This is a genomic window from Acidovorax sp. 59 (assembly GCF_002754175.1).
Taxonomy (GTDB): domain Bacteria; phylum Pseudomonadota; class Gammaproteobacteria; order Burkholderiales; family Burkholderiaceae_C; genus Acidovorax; species Acidovorax delafieldii.
Window position 1 is genome coordinate 307,403 of sequence record NZ_PEET01000001.1, and the last position, 18,592, is coordinate 325,994.

Consider the following 18,592-nt stretch of genomic DNA (forward strand, 5'->3'; position numbering starts at 1 on the left):
AAGTAGATTCAGCGCCTGATAGCGATAAGTCGCACCATGCCTCGAAGTCCCACCTCTCTTGCTACAACAAACCCACTTGTCTCCAGCTGTGTGATCAGATGGCCGATGGATAAACGCAGCTTCCGGTAGTGACTGACCCGCGTTGTCCACCCATGAGCAGTTCGCTCTTGGACAATGTCATGCACCAGTACGCTTGTTGCCTCATATTCCAAGAAGCATGTGAGCAGTCGCTCGTTGTCGCTTCGCACAGGGATAAATCGATGGCTGCCAAAGAGAGGTGTGGAGTAATCACGTAGTGAGATCACAAAGGTGCCACCGCAGGCCAAAGTCGTTGCGGCATTTTCGATGAGTGACAAAACAGCACCCGTATTGGGTAGGTGGGTGATGGTGTCACCCATGCAGAGAATCAGGTCAGGACGTTCCGTCAGGTGTTTAGGAAATGTGAGAAGGTCTTCGCAAACCTTACGGATAGGTACTCCTTCGCTGAGTTCTTCGAGCGTTCGCAACAAAAGCGCAGACGCATCGATTGCCAAGACGGATGCACCCGTACGCGCGATCGGAATAGCATGCATCCCGAATCCAGCGCCCAGGTCAACCACCTTGGAGCCCAGTCCTATCGGTAGACCCAAGGTCTGAATTTCGGAGGCTCCTCTTTGCAATGCGGCTTGGGCTCCGCCCTCCATCCACAGGTAGACGGGCGCCAGGTGTTGCTCGTAGTGATCGTTAGTCGTCATGCGAGAGTGAAATGGAATTTGTGGGATGTAGGCGGGATGCGATCAGCGCCGCTTCTTTGGGCTTGAGAGTTATCCCGGTTCGCTGCATTTGTCCCTGATCGATACATCTCATCTAGCGACGACCAGCGCATCGATAGCGTCAAGGTCCAGGCCTTCCATGACACGTTGCATGGGTTGCTCGAAACGATCTCCGCCTCGGACTTCGAGTTTGATCATCTGTGCTCTTGCTGGATTTGCTCGGTCCCAGGGGAAGGAGGGATCCGGTTTCGCAAGTAGGGGAAAGCGGTCCGGCGGTACGTCCGCGGGATGCAGTCCGTTGAAACCCAGACGTGCCTGCGCTTTCAGTTGATCACCCGTTAGGCCAGCTCGCCATGTACGTACTCGACGCAACATCGTTTCTACGGGTGAATTGTCAATACCAAGCTGGTTCCTCCGGCGCGCCTCGGACGCTGCGACGCCTGCATTGGCACGTGCGTGCTGCACACGAATCTCTGCGATGAGTCGATCGGCGTTTGCGGGATCTGTGCGGCGCAGTCCCTCGGCGATGCGATCCAACATCCGATCTTGCTCACCAGATGGTGCCGATTCCTCATCCTTGCGTACATCCTCCAACTTGCGCTGCAGATCGCGCTCAGTAAAGTCAAGGTACTCCGCCGTAGTGACCGGAACCCACGGCAACTTTCCATTGCTCGTGAAGACAAGCATATGCCCACCGAATATGGGACGCCCGCGCAGTGTGCCAGTGACCGGCAACGCGCGCCATGCTACGAGCCTGTCGTCCTTCAGCTCCGGTACTTCTGACTCAAAAAATGCGTGAGGCGCGTTGACGCTGGCCACTACTGACAACAAGGGGCCAATTCGATCCGCACCTGCAACGACATCGCAGCGGCCCTTCACCCACACAGACTCTCGGTGATCCCGCAAGAGAAAGTACGCAGGTCTTGCTGGAGCCGTCCATTGGCCGCCGATCTGCCAGCTGCTGCGAAGCCTTGTGCGAGGCAGCGCATGAAGTTCAGGGCGGGCGTGAAGGAGTTTGTTCAACTCTCGCAGTGTTTGCCGCAGCGGCGCGACCGAGGGGTCGTTCACCATCTTCAGATCTGCAGTCTTGGGATGCTCAGCATCGATCCAGCAATCGATCTGCGCGTGCGCACTGTGGCTGGCGAGCAGTAAAGCCAGAGAAGCGGCGGTGAGGAGCTTCACACGAGCGATTAAGGGTGGCGTGAAAATCATGCTGCGTTCTCGACCTGAGCTTGGATCGGGTGGATTGCAAAGCCAGTCTTGTAGTCCTTCAGTCCTGACCTGGCAGCTTGGCTAGTTACCGACCCAACAATTGAACCTAAAGCACCAAGACCTCCGCTGCACGCCATTCGCTCAGCCATGGCTGCGGCGGCCCGGCGGTAGCGGTCGTCTTGCAGAATCTCACGAACGGCATCTCGAACTTCGGAAGGACGAGGCGATACCCGACGCAGACGGCGCCCTACCCCGGACCATGCAATGCGCGCGCCCACCTCGGGCTTGTCCTCCAGGCCTCCGCTGGCGACGATGGGGACGCCGTAGCGCAACGCGTACTGCACGCCACCATATCCAGCATTTGTCACAAAGACGTCGGTCTTAGGCAGTAGTTCGTCATAGTTCAAGAACTCAGCCGCGCGCGCATTGCAGGGAAGCGGAGGAAGACTGGTCAACGGTCGTCCTCCTGTAGCCACAACGACGATGACGTCTTCATTGGCCAAGGCCTGGAGGGTTGGACCAATCAGCTGGTTGAAATCCTTGTTGGCAATCGTCCCTTGCGTCACATGAACTACCGGCCGTGTGCCATCCAGATCACGCCACCAAGCAGGCCGGGGTGCTGACGAGCCCGAGGCCGAGATCGGCCCCACAAAGTGAAGCGTTGACGGCGCATCCGAGCGCGGGTACTCGAATTCGGGCACTGTAAATTGAGTGATGCCTTCAGCCCGACGCGCCCAATCGAGAATGGGCCCCGGCATCGGCATGCCAAAAACCTGCCGGTGCATGTCGTCGGCGTGGCGTTGTGCTGGGGCCAGAACTCTTGCGGCGAGCGCTGAAAGTAGCTTGTTTCGCAGCCTCCCGATCGAGCCAGGCATCGGCGGCACGCCCATGCCAAATGGGGCTGTATCGCAGCTGGCAAGGGAGAGGGGCAGCACCCCGCACATCACCACGGCCGGACGCGCGTCTCGGGATTTACCCAGCACCAAAGAAGCGCCAGCAAAAGCAGGGTCCGCCAGCATGGCATCTATCGGCTCGGATGCATGTGCAGATACGACAGCGTTGTATTGCGCCATAGCCGGGCGTGTGAACAACTCCAGTACATCAAAAGCGATGGCGTCGACACCTGAAAGAGCTGCTCTTCCTGGAAAACGGTCGTTGAGATCGATGCGGTCATCGAAATCAGCCGAACCAGGTAGTGGAATGTGCCTAGCGCCGGTCTCACGGACTGTTGTAGCAAAGCGACTTCCGGTGAGGAACCGCACGCTGTGACCTTGTTCGACAAAGTAGCGCGCAACCGCAAGTAGCGGCGTTACGTGGCCGTGGATCGGGACCGTACAAATGAGTATGGAGGACATGGTGAAGACGACGAAGACAGGGCATTCCCCGCGAACAGGAACAAGTGGTGCCGAACACAGGTGACGGAAGCAGCCGCTGCCACCGGCCAGTCGGCGTGCAGTTTCCGCACTGAGGCTGTGTGATTAAGCGGCCCATGGCGGTGTGAATGGAGGCTTGTGCTCAACAACAGCCTGTCCTCCCACAGGAAGAATGGCTAATGCGCGAAACGCTTGTGTCCCCGAGTTAGACAGGGAGAGCGTTTGTCCCGCTTCAACAACGAGAGCGTTTCCAGCGACCAGTTCGCAACGTAGACCGTCAAGTTCAATGACCGCCGCGCCTTGCAGCGCCACAAAAGTCTCCTCACGGGTTACTCGATGGGGTGAGCCGGTGACCCCTGGCGCGACAGTCACCTCCCAGACGGAGTTCTCCCGTGCGCCACGGCTCGGTGATGACAAAGTCGTAAAGCAGATTCCTGGGAGATCGAAGGTCGGGGATTCAGCACGGAGTAGCAATGGCATGAGGGTTCCTTTGTATAATTAACCTTAGTTTATTAACCATGGTTAAACATGTCAAGTACTGAACACCTCGACTTCGGGGTACTTCTAAACGTGGCCTTCGGCGCATTCAAGGACGCCTTGGATGCCGATCTCGCTGCAGCCGGTTTTGACGACATCGGCTCCTCATTTGGCTACGTCTTCCGTCTCCTGGCGGAGGCACCGTGCAACCTGAGCGAGCTGGCTTCGCAGCTGGGCATGAGTTCTCCCGGGGCGCTGAAGGTTGTGGACGACATGGTGGCCAAGGGCTATGTCTTCCGAAGCGCAGTCGAGGGCGACAAACGCATCAAGCGCTTGGAACTCACGGAAAGGGGTCTTGCCGCCTTGAGCCAAGCCCGGTCTTTCCATCAACGTTACGAAGAGGCGTTGGCGCAGAGGCTTGGAGCGAAGCAGGTAGCGGCTACGCGCGTAGTTCTGGAGGCCGTTGTGGACGCCCATTCCAAACAGAGCGGAAGGCAGCCGCGCCCAGCGTAGTTGCTAAGTAGACAGCCACCCCATAGCTGTCAATAGATTGCGGCCCGATCATCTTTGTACGTCGTGCGCAAGTGGCGCAGCGCATTCCAAGTCCGCGTTCGGATTATTGATGGGGAAATCGGACAAGCGTCCGCGTGAGGGGCCAGCCCTCAAACCAGGTGAACAGGAAGATTATGGAACTCGTTCTCGTCAGCTCGTGCTTGCTCGGCAGTCCTGTCCGCTATGACGGCACACATAAGCGGCCGAGCAGCAACCTGCTGGAGCTTTGGGTGAAGGAAGGGAGAGTCGTCTCTGTATGTCCTGAGTTGGCCGGCGGACTGACTATTCCGCGTAACCCTGCCGAAATCACTGCTGGCTCAGGAGGCGACGCTGTACTTGCTGGACTTGCAAGGGTCATTGATTCGAAGACAGCCGATATCACTGCAGCGTTCACTGCTGGGGCGCGGTATGCACTGCACCAGGCAAGAGTCAAAAATGTTCGCATGGCGGTCCTGAAGGAGGGCAGTCCATCATGTGGTACCCGGCATACCTATGACGGCACATTCAGTGGGACGCGGGTGCCTCGCAGGGGAGTCACGGCGGCCATCCTTGAGAACGCGGGTATTCGTGTATTCAGCGAAGAACAGCTGGAGGAGGCGTCTGAATATTTGCGGGCGCTTGATGCTGGGCGGGCTATGCACATCAGCCCTGGTGAATAGCGAAAGGCACTCAGAGCACTCTGCTCGGACGATACCCGAGTTGCCTCTCGCGATACATCCAAACCTCGGAAGTGGTCCACTAAGCCCCAGTCAGATAACCTTCGACTTCATCCAAGAAATCTGCGGCTACTCTTTCAGCTTCTCGTCTCATTTCCATAGAAGAGTAGCGAAGCTTGCAGTACATCGCCACCGCCCTATTCAGCGCCTGCGCGAGCGAGTACGGGTCCAATGTCCCAACGGTCTCGGCCAACTGGCGAGCTATTGGGTAGGCTTCGACCTGACGAACTACCGCATGGATCGGCACCAAGCTTCTCAAAGCCGAGGTGTCAGCTTACCCGGTTGATGAGAAGTCTTTCGTACGCTTACCTCTCAGAGCGCTGCAGACGCGGTAGGAGCTGCACTAGCGCGTACGGCCCTATCGCGCCGATCCAGGCGCGCTTGACGTGCAGCCCGAATTCGTCCTACTCCACTTCGTGGTGCCACTAAAGGTGCCAGCACCGCGATTAGCACCGATAAACAACGAGCCGAGTCTCCGACTGAGCTTTGCTTTTGCCACGCAAATAGCGATTCCTTACCCAGACTTGGATTAGGCGACCTCTTGCGCAGGACTCCTTGACTCTTCGATAAATGAATTATATATTCACTTATAATTCGCGCTTCGATCAATAGTCTTGAACGAGAAAGAGAGCCGTGGCCCAGCAACTGAAACAGGACGTCTTTGACCGGATCTGCGAGGCTGCGATCGCTTCCTTTTCGACGCACGGCTATGAACAGACGCGACTTGCGGATGTGGCCCTCGCAGCGGGTATATCCGCGGGAAACATCTACCGGTATTTCGCCGACAAAGAAACCTTGTTTGCGGAGGTTGCACCGGCACGGAAGGCAACTCGATTGCGCACTCTGCTCAAAGCTAGGCTCGATACGTTTGCAGCTTCATCTGATTGGGAGTCCGAGCTGGTGCAGAAAAGCGGAGAAGCGAAAGCTCTCCTGGATTTCTTAGTGTGTGAGAAAGATTTCGTATTGATCGCCCTGGGTGATCATGGCGTATCCCCACTTGGCTCGGTGCGAGCGAGTGTCATCGATTCCTTCTCGAAGGCATCTCAGGAGTTAGCCGTTAAGAACGGTGTGGGCGACGTGCCATCCCTAGTGTTGAACCATGTTTTTGCTGGCACTGTGGACGTGATCGTCGCCATCCTTCGAGATGCTTGTGGGCGAGAAGAAATCGAGCAGGCATTCAGGGCGTTCTCTCTGTACCAGCTGGCTGGTTTGCAAGCGCTATTGACGCGAGGACCTGCGGGCGGTCAGTAGCACCAGCGGAATTCTGTCCTGAATTCCCTGCCGCCCATTTGTCTCCTGTGAGTTCTTTATTCGGCGAAAGTTGATGGGAGTTTCGTCTGCAGTTGAAGTCGAAATCAACATTGTTAGCGGCTCCCGCAACTACTTACACCGTCACCACTACCATTTTGAAAGAAGATCGATGATTACCCCACCTAGGACCGCTTACGACCAACTCACAGAAACCTCCCCAGTTCTTTCCGTGGAAGTGCGGGAAGCGAAGCTTGAGTATTGCGATAACAAGGTCGAAGGATCCGTGATCCTCTTCCTTCACGGTGGCCTCACCGATCTTCGGGTGTGGGAGCCTCACAGGGAGATCATCGGGGACCAGTACCGAACGATAGCCTATTCCCAGCGATATCACGGACGGGGTGCTTGGAGTGCAGACTGGCCACCCTACGGTGTTAACACGCACTCCCGCGATCTCATCGATTTTATTGAGGCTGTTGCGGCTCCGGTGCATCTGGTTGCGTGGTCCTATGCTGCACACATAGCGTTCGATGCTGCGCTGCGACGGCCCGATCTTTTTCGCAGCTTGTTTGTCTATGAGCCCGGCTTCGCGACATATGTTTCAGATCAGGCACAGCAAAGCGCAGCGCAAGAGGATGCTATGGCAGCCTTCGGTCCTGCCTTTTTGGCTGCGGGAAGCGGAGATGTAGAAAACGCCCTTAAGCTACTAGTGGACGCTTCAGGACAAATGAGTGGGTATTTCGATTCGCAGCCTTCCGCTGTCAAGGCTTTGCAAATAGACAATGCCAGGACTATCCCGGAACTTCTCTTCCGGCAGGAGCCGCCTCCTCATATCAGCTGTGCGCAGTTGGCCAGCTTAGAAGTGCCCACTCTGGTTGCACACGGTGCCAATAGCCGACCTATGTACAGCATCGTCAGCAAAGCGGCCCAAAGCTGCATCGGGGGTGCCGAGCACTTAGTGATCCCTGGTCGCAATCACATGTGGCCTGACGAAGATCCCCGAGGTTTTGTTGACGCATTATTGCGGTTCATCAACGTTCACGACGCCGATTGAGTTGAAGGCTACATCGTCTGGCGCCTAGCCTCCGCGCCCCGCGGAGTGATTCGCGTTCGACGCAGTTACCTTAGTTCATCTATGACGGTCGGTTTATTCAGAGATTTTTATTAGATTTCCCCGAGGGGAACAACACAAAATTGTTCACGAAACAGCTATTCAGAAAGATTGAAGGGAAGACTGCTTTGGCAACGGGCGCGGCCCCACTGCACCAGCATTCAGTACTCCATATCGCCGAGGACGGCCTGTACACAGCTTCCGAACAAGGCCTCAGTAGCCCGGATGACTTCTTATTGCCTATTAGCAGTCAGATGAGCACTAGTTTCTAGTGTCGGCAACCGCTGCGTAACTGGCATTCCTGATAGCAGTAGGCAGAGTCACTGCTGCACTGACAGAGGGAAGAAACAGACCCCATGTGGTCTATCTAAATGTCTGAGCAATTGCCGTTCTCGGCCAGGCAAGTGACTGAAGACGACTACGGCAGGTTCTACAGTACGTGAACTGAGCTTGGCATCCGAAGACACTGCGCGTAGGCGCACCGTAAGGTTGAGTCGCATGGGGGCGACAAGCAAAGGCTCAAGGCCCCGCGTTGAGTACATGTGATTGAATCCGAGGCAACGCGCCGAACCGCGCGCACAGGCGTGTCTCTGCGATGCATCGCCTGTACACCCTCGATCTCCCAATGTTCACTCGCCGTCTTGCCCTGCGCACTTTTCTGACACTCGCACTATTGGCGGTTTTGCTGCCCCTGGTGCTTGCCAGCAGCAGTTTGTTTTATCGCTCTGCTACGGGTGCCATGGAAGAGTTCGCGCTGCAATTGGCTGACGAGGTCTCGGGCAGAGTCCGCGAAAAGGTGGTCTCCTTCTTTGATGTGCCGCAGCGCGTAGTCGCTTTCAATGTCGAGCAAGTGCGCGCCGGATATCTGATGGTTCAGCAACCTGACGTGTTGATGCGCCAGTTCATGCTGCAGATCGACCAGCAACCCCAACTGACCTTCATATCCATGGGCATGCCTGATGGTCAGTACTACGCCGGCAGCCGTCCCCCTTTGGGGGAGGACCGCGCTTTGCGCATGCTGCGCGCACGGATCAGTGATGGCCGGGCCATGGAGGTTTTGCGTATCGACGCCGTGAGTCGCGAGCCAACGCTGATTTCCCGCAGCGAGGTGGGCTTTGATGCACGTACCCGTCCGTGGTACCAGTCAGCGATTGCCAATGATGGGGTCGCGTGGTACGCGCCTTATCGCTACATGATCAACGATGCGCAAGGCGCATATGCCGCAATTGGTATGGGGATTTCAGCTCCCGTCCGCTCACGCGATGGCAGTTTGATCGGGGTGGTCACCGCCGATGTGGCGCTGTCCCAGCTCAACGAATTTCTGGCCGCGCTGGCCTCCGAGTCCGGGGGCAGGGCGTTTCTGGCCGAGGACTCGGGAGAACTGCTTGCAATGTCCTCGCACCATCCGTCTGCAGGTGTATCGGCTTTGGTGGATGGGCAGCGTGTGCGCATCGACCAAAGCCACGACCCCGTGATGCGTGCGTTGGGGCAGCACATCCTGCAGAGCGGTCAACGCGAGGGAAACCGATTCATGGATGTGGACGGTGTGCGCCACCTGGCGCGTTGGTGGACGCATGCGCTGGATCGCGGTCCTGTGCTGACGATGGCGATCATCCTGCCTGAGAGCCGCTTCAACACGCCGTTGCGGGGAGTGCTACGCAACACGATCTACACCACGCTGGCCGTCTTGCTGGCTTCAGTGCTGTTTTCGGTGTTCGTAGCCAGCCGGTTGGTGAGACCCTTGCAGGTACTCAGTGACTGGGCAGTCAGACTGACCCAGTCCGACTGGAATGCCCAGGCGCCTAAATCCAGCCCTATTCGCGAGTTACGATCTCTGGCGGATTCCATGGGCTACATGGCAGGGCATTTGAAGGAGCATGCCGAAGATCTGGAGCAAATGGTCGCGCAACGCACCCAGGAGTTGGAGAGTGCTGTGGCCTCGATTGAGCAGACGCTGACCGACCAGCGCCATTTCATCGCCATGCTGTCCCATGAGGTACGTTCTCCACTGGCGGTGATCAACACCGCCGGGCAGTTGCTTGCGCTGCGCTCCAAGGATGTGCCTGCGCAGCTGGCATTGGCGCAACGCATCCTGCGGGGCTCGGCGCGATTGAGCTACTTCTTTGACAACTGCCTGACCCAGGACCGCATTGATAGCCACAACTTTGCGGTAGAGCCAGTACCCGTTGACGTGGGAGAGTTGTGCCTGTGGGTAACGGAAAACGGAGGCCAACTGTCTGCCGAGCACCCGCTGTACCTGGCGGTGGAACCCGGGTTGCCATCATTGAATGGCGACCCCGTGCTGTTGCGCGTGATGCTCATGAACGTGCTGTCGAACGCATTCAAGTATTCCGAGGTGGGTGCAACGGTGTCTCTTAGCGTGCACCAGCAAGAGGGCCAGTGCCGTTTTGTCATTGAGGACGAAGGTCCTGGCATTCCGCTGGAAGAGCAAACGCTGGTGTTTGAGAAGTACCGCCGCGGCCGTACGGCAGAGGGCAAACCCGGTGCCGGACTGGGGCTGGCTTTGGTAAAACGGATCGTTGACTTGCATGGTGGGGCTGTCCAGTTACAGGCCGTCCAACCCCAAGGCACTCGCTTTGTGATCGACATCCCGTTGAACGTGACACCGGTGGCCTGAATGTTGCATTCCGGACAGGTGCCGGAGGTATTCGCAACATGACCCAATCCAAGCCCAGCATTGCTATCGTAGAGGACGACTCCGATCAACTGCACAGCATCGAGGAATTCTTGCTCGACTCGGGCTATAGCGTTTGGGGTGCGGGTAGCGCCGAGGCGTTTTACAAAGGTTTCACCGTTCAGCCGGTCGATGTGGTTCTCTTGGACCTGGGGCTTCCCGGTGAGGATGGCCTCAGCGTGGCGTCGCTACTCAAGTCCAGACCCGAGGTGGGGGTGATCATCCTCAGCGCCCGAGATTCACTTGACGATCGTCTGGCGGGAATGCGTGCTGGGGCAGATCGTTACTTGGTCAAGCCGGTCAACCTGCTGGAGTTGGCCGCCAATATTGACGCTACGGCGAGCCGACTTGCCCCCAGGACAGCCATAGACCCCGCAGGATCGCTGGTTGCTGCGACCATACCTGTCGCAAAGGCGGCGTGCTGGGTGCTGGCCATGAAGGACTGGGTACTGTCATCGCCGCAGGGCAAGTGTCTGCAACTGACGACCCACGAGTTCATGTTCTTGCAGCAACTCCTGCGAGCGGATGGTCAGCCCGTGCCCAAGCGCGACCTCAGCACTCACCTGTTTGGTGCTCGTGCCCAAAACGGGGCTGAACGGCTCAACTTGCTTCTCACGAGGCTGCGCAAAAAGGCAGCGGAAGCGTTTTCTGAACCTCTGCCAGTCAAGACGCTGCACCAGATCGGCTACGCCTTTACAGCCTCAGCACAGCTCGTGCAGGACACTCAACGGCTGCATTGACACTCCCGTGATCATGTTGAAGCGGCGCTAAACCCGACGGGGGGTGCGCCGCGGCTTGGCCGCGCCAGCAACGAAAGCGTGCTGGGTTAACCCTGTGCTTGCATGAATCCAAATGAAAGATTTGGAAAGATCAGGAAGGTGGTTTCTTGGACACCATGGAGGTGGCAACTCTTGATCTCCCACTTCTACTCACTGGAGTCCTCCATGCAACGTCGTCATCTTCTGCAAGTCTCGGCACTGAGTGCGCTGTCCGCCTCTATCGGCCTGACCCGCAGCGCCTTTGCGCAGGCCCCGGGCGCCATTCAGTTTGGCTGTCCGGTACCGATGTCCGGTCCTTTTGCGGCCAACGGAAAGTTCGCCGACATGGGGATGCGACTGGCCATTGAGCAATATGGCAAAGCCCTCAATCGCCCGCTGGCCTACACACTCCTGGACACGGAAGGTAAGCCCGCTACAGCCGTGCGCAAGGTGCAGGAAGCAGCGCAGCAGCAAGGGGCTCGATTCTTCGCGGGCGGCATCCTTTCGGGCGAGGCCCTGGCCATGGGCAAGGAGGCCGAGAAGGCTGGCGGCCTGTTTGTGACCACGGCTGGGGCCGATGAAATCACTGGGTCGGACTGCAATGCTGCGACCTTCCGTTGGTCGGTACCCACTTTCGGCGCCATCGAGCAGACGGTGCGTCCGCTGATCGATTCCATGCCTAAGGCCAAGCGCTGGTACACCATCACACCGCAGTACGTGTTTGGCGATGGCCTGCTGTCCGCGGCCAAGAACATCTTCAAGGAAAAGGGGATCGAGCATGTGGGTAACAGCTACCACTCGCTGACCGAGAAGGAGTTCAGCGGCTACATCACCAATGCTCTGGCCGCAAAGCCCGATGTCCTGCTGCTGCTGAACTTTGGCGCGCAATGTGCCGACACGCTCCGCCAGGCCGTGAGCTTTGGTATGCACAAGAATATGACGATCCTGGTGGCCTGGGCCTCTGGTTTGGAGCAGTTCGAATCGCTGGGCGCTGACCTGTGCGACGGTATCTACTTTGGTGCCCAGTACTGGCACACGGTGGATTCCGAACTCAACCGCGATCTTGTCAAACGCACCAATGACAAGCTCAAGATGAACCCCAACTACAGCCTGGCGGGCTCCTATATCTGCACAAAGCTGCTGATCGACGGAATCATCAAGGCCGGGTCCGTGGAGCAAAAAGCCGTGATCGCCGCACTGGAGGGCCACAAATACCAGGGTCTGACCGGTGAGGAGGAGGTGCGAAAGGCGGACCACCAGGTGCTCAAGAACTACTACCTGCTTAAGGGCAAGGCCAAGTCCAAGATGAAGAACAAGGACGACTACGTGGACGTGCTCAGTTCGGGCAAGTCGTTCCTGCCCATCGACCAGACGGGCTGCAAGCGCGCCTGACCCTCGCGGCGTCCGCCGGGCTGGGCATAGCCCCATGCGGGCGCTGTGGCCGCCCCTTTTTTGAGAACCCCAGCGGCACCGACAGGATGCGGCTGGTGGTCGTTCGGCCGAGCACTTTATGAACATTTACCTTCTACAGGTCATCAATGGAATCGGCATTGGCATGCTGTATTTCCTGTTGGCGGTGGGCCTGTCCATTGTTTTTGGTTTGCTGCGATTCGTGAACTTCGCGCATGGGGCGTTCTACCTGATCGGAGCGTATTTTTGCTACCAGATGACGCGATGGGGCATGAGCTTCTGGTTGGCTCTGGTAGTGGTGCCGCTGGTGGTGGGGGCGATTGGCTGGGCCACGGAAAAGCTGGTCCTGCGCCACGTGTATGCCTCGGACCATGAGTTTCACATCCTCGTGACGGTGGGCCTGGCACTCGCAGTCCAGGAGCTGGTGATCCTGCAATGGGGCCCACTGGGTGACAGCGTGGCGGTTCCCGACGCGCTGCAAGGAGTGGTGATGTGGGGCAGTTTCATCTACCCGAAGTACCGCCTGTTCGTGATCGGCTTCACTTCGGTGCTGGCAGTGCTGCTGTGGTGGGTTCTTGAGGGCACGCGACTCGGTAGCGCTGTGCGAGCAGGCAGCGAGTCGACCGAGATGGTCTCGCTGCTCGGCATCAATGTGCTGCGTATTTTCAGCCTGGTATTTGGTTTGGGTGCAGCCACCGCTGCACTGGCCGGCGTGCTTGCATCCCCCATTCGTGGAGCAGAACCCTTCATGGGCATTGAAGCCCTGGCGGTAGCCTTTGTTGTGGTGGTCGTGGGGGGGCTGGGCAGTTTCAGCGGCGCACTGCTGGGCGGATTGATGATCGGCATTGTACAAAGCGTCATGAGCACGCTATGGCCAGAAGGGGCCCGCCTGATGATCTATGTTGCCATGGCCGCCGTGCTGCTACTGCGTCCCCACGGCCTGCTGGGCCGCAAGGAGTGAACCCCATGAAGAAATACACGCATTTTCTGTTTGCAGCAGTGGTGGTGGTGGCCATGCCGTTGCTGATGCAGTCGGGCTCCTTGGCTAGCGAGGTACTCATCTTTGCGCTGGCGGCTATGGGTTGCAATCTGCTGCTCGGCTTCACCGGCTTGCTTTCGTTCGGGCAGGGCATCTTCTTTGGTCTGGGCAGTTACACCGTTGCCTTGCTACTCACCCGCTGGCCTGTTCCCATGCCGCTTGCGTTGCTGCTCGCCACAGTCATGGGAGCGCTCGGGGCGGCCGTGGTGGGCTGGGTGGCCATTCGCCAGCGTGGCACCTACTTTGTGATGCTGACCTTGGCCTTTGCGCAGATGTTCTATTTCATTGCCTATACGGCTACCGGCTTGACGGGGGGGGACAACGGGTTGATGGATATCCCTCGTCCCAATGTGTCCATCCTGGGCTTTGACCTGTGGACGTTGGCGTCGCCTTGGCAGTTCTATGGTTTTGTTTCGCTGATTTTTCTGGTGGTGTTCTGGCTGCTGCTCAAGGTGTCACGCTCGACATTCGGGCGAACCTTGCTGGCAGTGCGAGACAACGAAGAGCGTGCGGCTGCCATTGGCTACAACCTCAGGCTGCTCAAGCTGCAGGCGTTTGTGATCTCGGGTGCTGTCACCGGTCTCGCGGGGGCGCTGCATGCCATGATGACCGGCCTGGCTCCGCTGTCCAACGCGGAGTACCACACCAGTGAAATGATCCTGGTGATGACAGTCATTGGCGGGACGGGCAACCTGTTTGCCTCGCTGCTGGGATCAGCGTTCTATCTGCTGCTGGCCGACTGGCTGTCTCAACTGTGGCCGCGTTGGCTCTTGCTGCTGGGCATTGCATTGATGGCCGTGAGCCTCTGGATGCAGCGCGGGCTGTGGGGCTTGGGTGAAACGGTCTGGAATCGGCTGCAAGGTCATCGCAAGCAGTCGGCTGACACGGTGGTGACGCCATCGGCAGCAGCAGTTCCTGCGAAAGGAGAACAGGCATGAGCCCAAAGACCCCGATCTTGTTGGAAGCCATTGATGTCGAGAAGCACTATGGCAAGTTTGCAGCGCTGGGCGGTGTAAGTCTCCAGGTGCGTGCGAATACCGTGCATTCGGTGATTGGCCCCAACGGTGCTGGCAAGACCACGTTGTTCCACATGCTCACCGGCACCAAGGCAGTCAGTGGAGGCCGGATTTTTTTTGATGGACAGGATGTCACGCATGAGCCAGACCATCGGCGGGTGCAGCGAGGCATTGCGCGTTCATTCCAGGTGACCAGCCTGTTCTTGAGCTTGCCCGTGCGTGAGAACCTGCGCCTCGGCGCACAAGGCGTACAGCCTGCACGCGCCCTGAATCCTTGGCACGAGCCGGTAGGGGCGCGTGCGCAGTCGCAGGTGGTTGACGCCGTTCTTTCCAAGGTGGGACTGGAGAACCTCGCAGACACCCCCGCTGGCAACCTTTCGCATGGCCAGCAGCGCCGGCTGGAAGTGGGCATGGCCCTGGCTGCACGGCCCAAGGCCATCTTCCTGGATGAGCCCACGTCGGGCATGGGCATCGATGACCTGGACGACATGAAGCGCTTGATCAAGAGCCTGCGCGACGAACACACCGTGGTCTTGATCGAGCACAACATGAACATCGTGATGGATATCTCGGACACCGTGACGGTGATGCAGCTGGGGCGTGTGCTGGCCGAAGGCATGCCACACGACATACGCAGCGACGAAAGGGTGCGGACTGCGTACTTGGGCAACATGATCACGGGGGGCAAAGCATGATTCTCGATGTTGACAACCTGCATGCCCACTACGGCAAAAGCCATGTGCTTCAGGGTGTGTGTTTCACGGTGGGTAACGGCGAACTGGTCACCCTGCTGGGGCGCAACGGCGCAGGCAAGACCACCACACTCAAGAGCATTGCCGGGGTAGTCGCTCCCACGCAGGGCCGTGTGGCATTTGCCGGCAAACCGCTGCAGGGTCAGGCTTCGCATGTGATCGCCCGGCAGGGGGTGTGTCTGGTACCGGAGCACCGGGGCATCTTCAAGCTGCTGACGGTGGAAGAGAATCTGATGCTGGGCCTGCGAAAAAGCTCACCCTGGCAACTGGACGACGTGTACCGCATTTTCCCCAGGCTCAAGGAGCGCAAGCGTAACGGCGGCGGGCAGCTCTCCGGCGGCGAGCAGCAGATGCTAGCGATCGGCCGCGCGCTGATGAACGACCCCAAGTTGCTCATGTTGGACGAGCCCGTGGAGGGGCTGGCTCCGGTGATCGTGGAGGAAATCGTGGCCCAGCTCAAGACCATCAAGGCCGCAGGCGTTGCCATCTTGCTGGTGGAGCAGAACCTGGAGGTCTGCACGCAACTGGCCGACCGCCATTGCATCCTGGAACAAGGACGCATCGTCTACACAGCCGACAACGCAAGCTTTCTTGCCGACGAAGAGGTCAAAGACCGTTATCTGGGCGTGGGCTTGGCCTGAGCTCTGGCCCATCCCGCATTGAATCCCGAAGGGCGTTTCATGAAGTTTCTGATTGCTCGTCTTAACCACGAGACCAATACCTTTTCTCCGGTACCCACGCCCTTGAAGGCGTTTGCGCCCGAGTACGACGCGGCGGCCTTCCATGCCAACTTCGGCATGCGAACGGCGATGGCGGCTTTCATTGATGCAGCAAAGCGGGTAGGGGCGCAGTGCGTGACGCCCGTCTCCGCCACGGCAAACCCCAGCGGGCCGGTAGATGCCGACGCCTACCGCCAGTTGACGGACCGCATCGTCGCCGCAGCGGTGGGTTGCGATGCCATCCTGCTCGATTTGCATGGCGCGATGGTGGCGCAGAACACACCGGACGGGGAAGGAGACCTGCTTGCCCGGGTGAGGGCAGCTGCGCCTGGCGTACCTTTGGGCGTAGCTCTGGACCTGCACGGCAACATCACGCAGAAGATGGTCGATAACGCCGATGTGATGGTGGGGTTCAAGACCTACCCGCATGTGGACATGTACGAGACGGGCGAGCACGCGGCACGTCTCGTGTTGCACATGTTGCAGCAAGGGACGAGGTACGCCGTGCGCTGGCGACAGTTGCCGCTGCTCAGTCACACCCTGCGCAGCACGACCTTGGGTGGCGCTATGGCCGCCGCCGTGTCCTCGGCGCGGCAGGCCGAAGGGGAGGGTGTGCCGGCCATGACCATCTTTGCGGGCTTCTCCTTGGCCGACATTGCCGCACCATGCGTGAGCGTAGTGGCCACGGCGGAATGCACTGCCGAGGGTGAAGCGCTGTGCGCCGCTGCGCTGGACCGCGTGGCTGCCCAGATCTGGGCGGAACGTGAAGGCTACGTGTATGCCAGCGAGCCCTTGGCCGAAGCCTTCGTTCGGGCGCAGCGCATGGCCGAAGGGGTGGGCAAGCCCGTACTGCTGCTGGATCACAGCGACAACTGCATGTCCGGAGGAACCTGCGACACCATGGACGTGCTGCAGGCCGCCTGGCGGCATGGCCTGACTGGTATCGCCACGGGGCCGCTGTCTGATCCGGAGGCCGTTGAGCAGCTCGTGGCGGCCGGTGTGGGCGCGCAGGTGTCGGTGCGCCTGGGCAACAAGGTGCCGCTGGCTCGGCTGGGCATTGTCAAAGAGCCCGTGCTGGTGCAGGGCACAGTGCGTGCCATCAGCGACGGCAGCTACACCGTGACGGGCCCGATATACACCGGCCAGCGCTGCTCCATGGGGCGTGCCGTCTGGCTGGATGCCGGCGGCACGCAGATCGTGGTGGTTGAGCAGCCGCACGAACCGTGGGATCTGGGCGTTTTTTCTTGTGTGGGCCTGGACCCCGCGGCATATCGCTACCTGCTGCTCAAGTCGCGCATGTACTGCCGACCGGTCTTTGTGCCGCTCTCTGCTGGATTGGTGGAGTGCGATAGCCCCGGCGTGACCAGCTCGGACTACCAGCTATTCCCGTTCGCAAACCTGCGCCAGCCCGTCTACCCGCTGGGCGACGTGCTCGCATATCCCTGACTGAGCTATATCTCTGGAGCTTCTATGGACACGAAAGTCAAACCCGACATTGAGAACCTGCGCATCAACGGCGAACGCCTGTGGGCGTCACTCATGGAGCTGGCGCAGATCGGCGCCACACCCAAGGGCGGCGTGTGCCGCTTGACCCTCACCGACCTGGACAAACAGGGCCGTGACTTGGTGACCCGCTGGGCACGCGAGGCGGGCATGACGGTCACCATCGACAAGATCGGCAACGGCTTCATGCGCCGCCCCGGGCGCAACAACAACCTGCCGCCCATCATGACCGGCAGCCACATCGACACCCAGCCCACCGGCGGCAAGTTCGACGGCAACTACGGCGTGCTGGCAGGCATCGAAGTGGTGCGCACGCTCAACGACCATGGCATCGAAACCGAGGCCCCCATCGAAGTCGCCTTCTGGACCAACGAAGAAGGATCGCGCTTCGTGCCCGTGATGATGGGCTCCGGCGTGTTCGCCAAAGCCTTCACGCTGGAACACGCCTATGCCGCCACCGACACCGAAGGCAAAACGGTGAAGGGCGAGCTGGAGCGCATCGGCTACATCGGCGACCAGGAACCCGGCGACCACCCCATCGGCGCCTACTTCGAAACCCACATCGAACAAGGCCCCGTGCTGGAAGACAACGACAAGACCATCGGCGTGGTCAGCGGCGTGCTGGGCATCCGCTGGTTCGACTGCACCGTCACCGGCATGGAAGCCCACGCAGGCCCCACCCCCATGGCCCTGCGCAAGGACGCGATGCTGGCCGCCACACGCATCATGCAAGACGTAGTCGCCGCCGCCCACCGCCACCCGCCGCACGGGCGCGGCACCGTGGGCATGGTGCAAGTCTTCCCCAACAGCCGCAACGTCATCCCCGGCCGGGTCAAGTTCAGCATCGACCTGCGCAACAGCACCGACGCGCTGGTGGACGCCATGGCCGCAGAGGTCAAGGCCTTTGCCGACCAGGTGGCCCAAGAACACGGTGTGCAGGTCCACATCGAAATGGTGTCCAGCTACCCCGCACAGCTCTTCCAGCCCGAATGCGTGCAGGCCGTGGGCCGCGCCGCCGCCAAGCTGGGCTACAGCAACATGCCTGCCGTCTCCGGCGCGGGGCACGATGCCGTGTACATGGCCAAGCTCGCACCCAGCGGCATGATCTTCATCCCCTGCAAGGACGGCATCAGCCACAACGAGATCGAGGATGCGAAACCCGAGCACATCGAGGCCGGGTGCAACGTGCTGCTGCATGCCATGCTGGAGCGGGCTGGTACCTAATGCTATATAAAATATAGCGGCAGAGGCATGATTCC

At 59.3% G+C, this 18,592-nt stretch carries 17 protein-coding genes; 13 read left to right on the plus strand and 4 right to left on the minus strand.

The window, feature by feature from the left end:
- Positions 1-8 precede the first annotated feature (8 nt).
- From CLU87_RS01490 to CLU87_RS23635, 4 genes are all read right to left on the minus strand, one after another.
- Entirely contained in the window at positions 9-734 is a 726-nt protein-coding gene (locus CLU87_RS01490; RefSeq protein ID WP_099729261.1) for a bifunctional 2-polyprenyl-6-hydroxyphenol methylase/3-demethylubiquinol 3-O-methyltransferase UbiG, read from the minus strand.
- A gap of 108 nt (positions 735-842) precedes the next feature.
- On the minus strand, positions 843-1,934 hold the full coding sequence (locus tag CLU87_RS23080; RefSeq protein ID WP_143227227.1) for a hypothetical protein: 1,092 nt from the start codon (positions 1,932-1,934) through the stop codon (positions 843-845).
- A gap of 26 nt (positions 1,935-1,960) precedes the next feature.
- Positions 1,961-3,319 (minus strand): glycosyltransferase, encoded by a 1,359-nt coding sequence (locus CLU87_RS01500; protein WP_143227228.1) that lies wholly within the window; start codon positions 3,317-3,319, stop codon positions 1,961-1,963.
- A gap of 123 nt (positions 3,320-3,442) precedes the next feature.
- A complete protein-coding gene (locus CLU87_RS23635; RefSeq protein ID WP_199170777.1) occupies positions 3,443-3,817 on the minus strand; it encodes a cupin domain-containing protein in 375 nt (124 codons plus the stop codon).
- Positions 3,818-3,865: 48 nt separating this feature from the next.
- Between CLU87_RS23635 and CLU87_RS01510 the strand changes: the two genes are divergently transcribed.
- The 13 genes from CLU87_RS01510 (at position 3,866) to CLU87_RS01575 (ending at position 18,557) form a co-directional block, all read left to right on the plus strand.
- The gene (locus CLU87_RS01510) at positions 3,866-4,327 is read left to right on the plus strand and encodes a MarR family winged helix-turn-helix transcriptional regulator (RefSeq protein WP_099729263.1); all 462 of its coding nucleotides are present in this window, start codon (positions 3,866-3,868) and stop codon (positions 4,325-4,327) included.
- A 173-nt stretch (positions 4,328-4,500) separates the two neighbouring features.
- Positions 4,501-5,025 (plus strand): DUF523 domain-containing protein, encoded by a 525-nt coding sequence (locus CLU87_RS01515; RefSeq protein ID WP_099731985.1) that lies wholly within the window; start codon positions 4,501-4,503, stop codon positions 5,023-5,025.
- Positions 5,026-5,715: 690 nt separating this feature from the next.
- The gene (locus CLU87_RS01525; RefSeq protein WP_099729265.1) at positions 5,716-6,333 is read left to right on the plus strand and encodes a TetR/AcrR family transcriptional regulator; all 618 of its coding nucleotides are present in this window, start codon (positions 5,716-5,718) and stop codon (positions 6,331-6,333) included.
- A 73-nt stretch (positions 6,334-6,406) separates the two neighbouring features.
- Positions 6,407-7,384, plus strand: coding sequence for an alpha/beta fold hydrolase (locus CLU87_RS01530; RefSeq protein ID WP_199170778.1), 978 nt, complete (start codon positions 6,407-6,409; stop codon positions 7,382-7,384).
- A gap of 682 nt (positions 7,385-8,066) precedes the next feature.
- Positions 8,067-10,079, plus strand: coding sequence for an ATP-binding protein (locus CLU87_RS01535; RefSeq protein ID WP_158236054.1), 2,013 nt, complete (start codon positions 8,067-8,069; stop codon positions 10,077-10,079).
- Positions 10,080-10,117: 38 nt separating this feature from the next.
- Positions 10,118-10,876: a response regulator transcription factor gene (locus CLU87_RS01540; protein WP_099729267.1), complete on the plus strand. Its 759-nt coding sequence runs from the start codon at positions 10,118-10,120 to the stop codon at positions 10,874-10,876.
- A gap of 204 nt (positions 10,877-11,080) precedes the next feature.
- Positions 11,081-12,286 carry an ABC transporter substrate-binding protein gene (locus CLU87_RS01545; protein WP_099729268.1) on the plus strand — a complete coding sequence of 402 codons (1,206 nt, stop codon included), beginning with the start codon at positions 11,081-11,083 and terminating at the stop codon, positions 12,284-12,286.
- A gap of 118 nt (positions 12,287-12,404) precedes the next feature.
- The gene (locus CLU87_RS01550) at positions 12,405-13,265 is read left to right on the plus strand and encodes a branched-chain amino acid ABC transporter permease (RefSeq protein WP_056058931.1); all 861 of its coding nucleotides are present in this window, start codon (positions 12,405-12,407) and stop codon (positions 13,263-13,265) included.
- Between the two features lie 5 nt (positions 13,266-13,270).
- On the plus strand, positions 13,271-14,281 hold the full coding sequence (locus CLU87_RS01555) for a branched-chain amino acid ABC transporter permease (RefSeq protein WP_056743892.1): 1,011 nt from the start codon (positions 13,271-13,273) through the stop codon (positions 14,279-14,281).
- Positions 14,278-15,054, plus strand: a complete 777-nt coding sequence (locus tag CLU87_RS01560) for an ABC transporter ATP-binding protein (protein ID WP_099729269.1) — start codon at positions 14,278-14,280, stop codon at positions 15,052-15,054. The genes CLU87_RS01555 and CLU87_RS01560 overlap by 4 nt, the downstream gene beginning before the upstream one ends.
- Complete coding sequence (locus tag CLU87_RS01565; RefSeq protein WP_056058922.1) at positions 15,051-15,752, plus strand: ABC transporter ATP-binding protein; 702 nt, start codon at positions 15,051-15,053, stop codon at positions 15,750-15,752. Before CLU87_RS01560 ends, CLU87_RS01565 begins: the two co-directional genes overlap by 4 nt.
- Positions 15,753-15,791: 39 nt before the next feature.
- The gene (locus tag CLU87_RS01570; RefSeq protein WP_099729270.1) at positions 15,792-17,276 is read left to right on the plus strand and encodes a M81 family metallopeptidase; all 1,485 of its coding nucleotides are present in this window, start codon (positions 15,792-15,794) and stop codon (positions 17,274-17,276) included.
- A gap of 24 nt (positions 17,277-17,300) precedes the next feature.
- Positions 17,301-18,557, plus strand: coding sequence for a Zn-dependent hydrolase (locus CLU87_RS01575; RefSeq protein ID WP_099729271.1), 1,257 nt, complete (start codon positions 17,301-17,303; stop codon positions 18,555-18,557).
- Positions 18,558-18,592: the final 35 nt, after the last annotated feature.

Coding starts and splice junctions, on each gene's coding strand:
- CLU87_RS01575 (WP_099729271.1), top strand. CDS start 17,301: ATGGACACGAAAGTCAAACCCGACATTGAGAACCTGCGCATCAACGGC.
- CLU87_RS01510 (WP_099729263.1), top strand. CDS start 3,866: ATGTCAAGTACTGAACACCTCGACTTCGGGGTACTTCTAAACGTGGCC.
- CLU87_RS01535 (WP_158236054.1), top strand. CDS start 8,067: ATGTTCACTCGCCGTCTTGCCCTGCGCACTTTTCTGACACTCGCACTA.
- CLU87_RS01560 (WP_099729269.1), top strand. CDS start 14,278: ATGAGCCCAAAGACCCCGATCTTGTTGGAAGCCATTGATGTCGAGAAG.
- CLU87_RS01515 (WP_099731985.1), top strand. CDS start 4,501: ATGGAACTCGTTCTCGTCAGCTCGTGCTTGCTCGGCAGTCCTGTCCGC.
- CLU87_RS01555 (WP_056743892.1), top strand. CDS start 13,271: ATGAAGAAATACACGCATTTTCTGTTTGCAGCAGTGGTGGTGGTGGCC.
- CLU87_RS01570 (WP_099729270.1), top strand. CDS start 15,792: ATGAAGTTTCTGATTGCTCGTCTTAACCACGAGACCAATACCTTTTCT.
- CLU87_RS01545 (WP_099729268.1), top strand. CDS start 11,081: ATGCAACGTCGTCATCTTCTGCAAGTCTCGGCACTGAGTGCGCTGTCC.
- CLU87_RS01490 (WP_099729261.1), bottom strand. CDS start 734: ATGACGACTAACGATCACTACGAGCAACACCTGGCGCCCGTCTACCTG.
- CLU87_RS01550 (WP_056058931.1), top strand. CDS start 12,405: ATGAACATTTACCTTCTACAGGTCATCAATGGAATCGGCATTGGCATG.
- CLU87_RS01540 (WP_099729267.1), top strand. CDS start 10,118: ATGACCCAATCCAAGCCCAGCATTGCTATCGTAGAGGACGACTCCGAT.
- CLU87_RS23635 (WP_199170777.1), bottom strand. CDS start 3,817: ATGCCATTGCTACTCCGTGCTGAATCCCCGACCTTCGATCTCCCAGGA.
- CLU87_RS01565 (WP_056058922.1), top strand. CDS start 15,051: ATGATTCTCGATGTTGACAACCTGCATGCCCACTACGGCAAAAGCCAT.
- CLU87_RS01500 (WP_143227228.1), bottom strand. CDS start 3,319: ATGTCCTCCATACTCATTTGTACGGTCCCGATCCACGGCCACGTAACG.
- CLU87_RS01530 (WP_199170778.1), top strand. CDS start 6,407: ATGGGAGTTTCGTCTGCAGTTGAAGTCGAAATCAACATTGTTAGCGGC.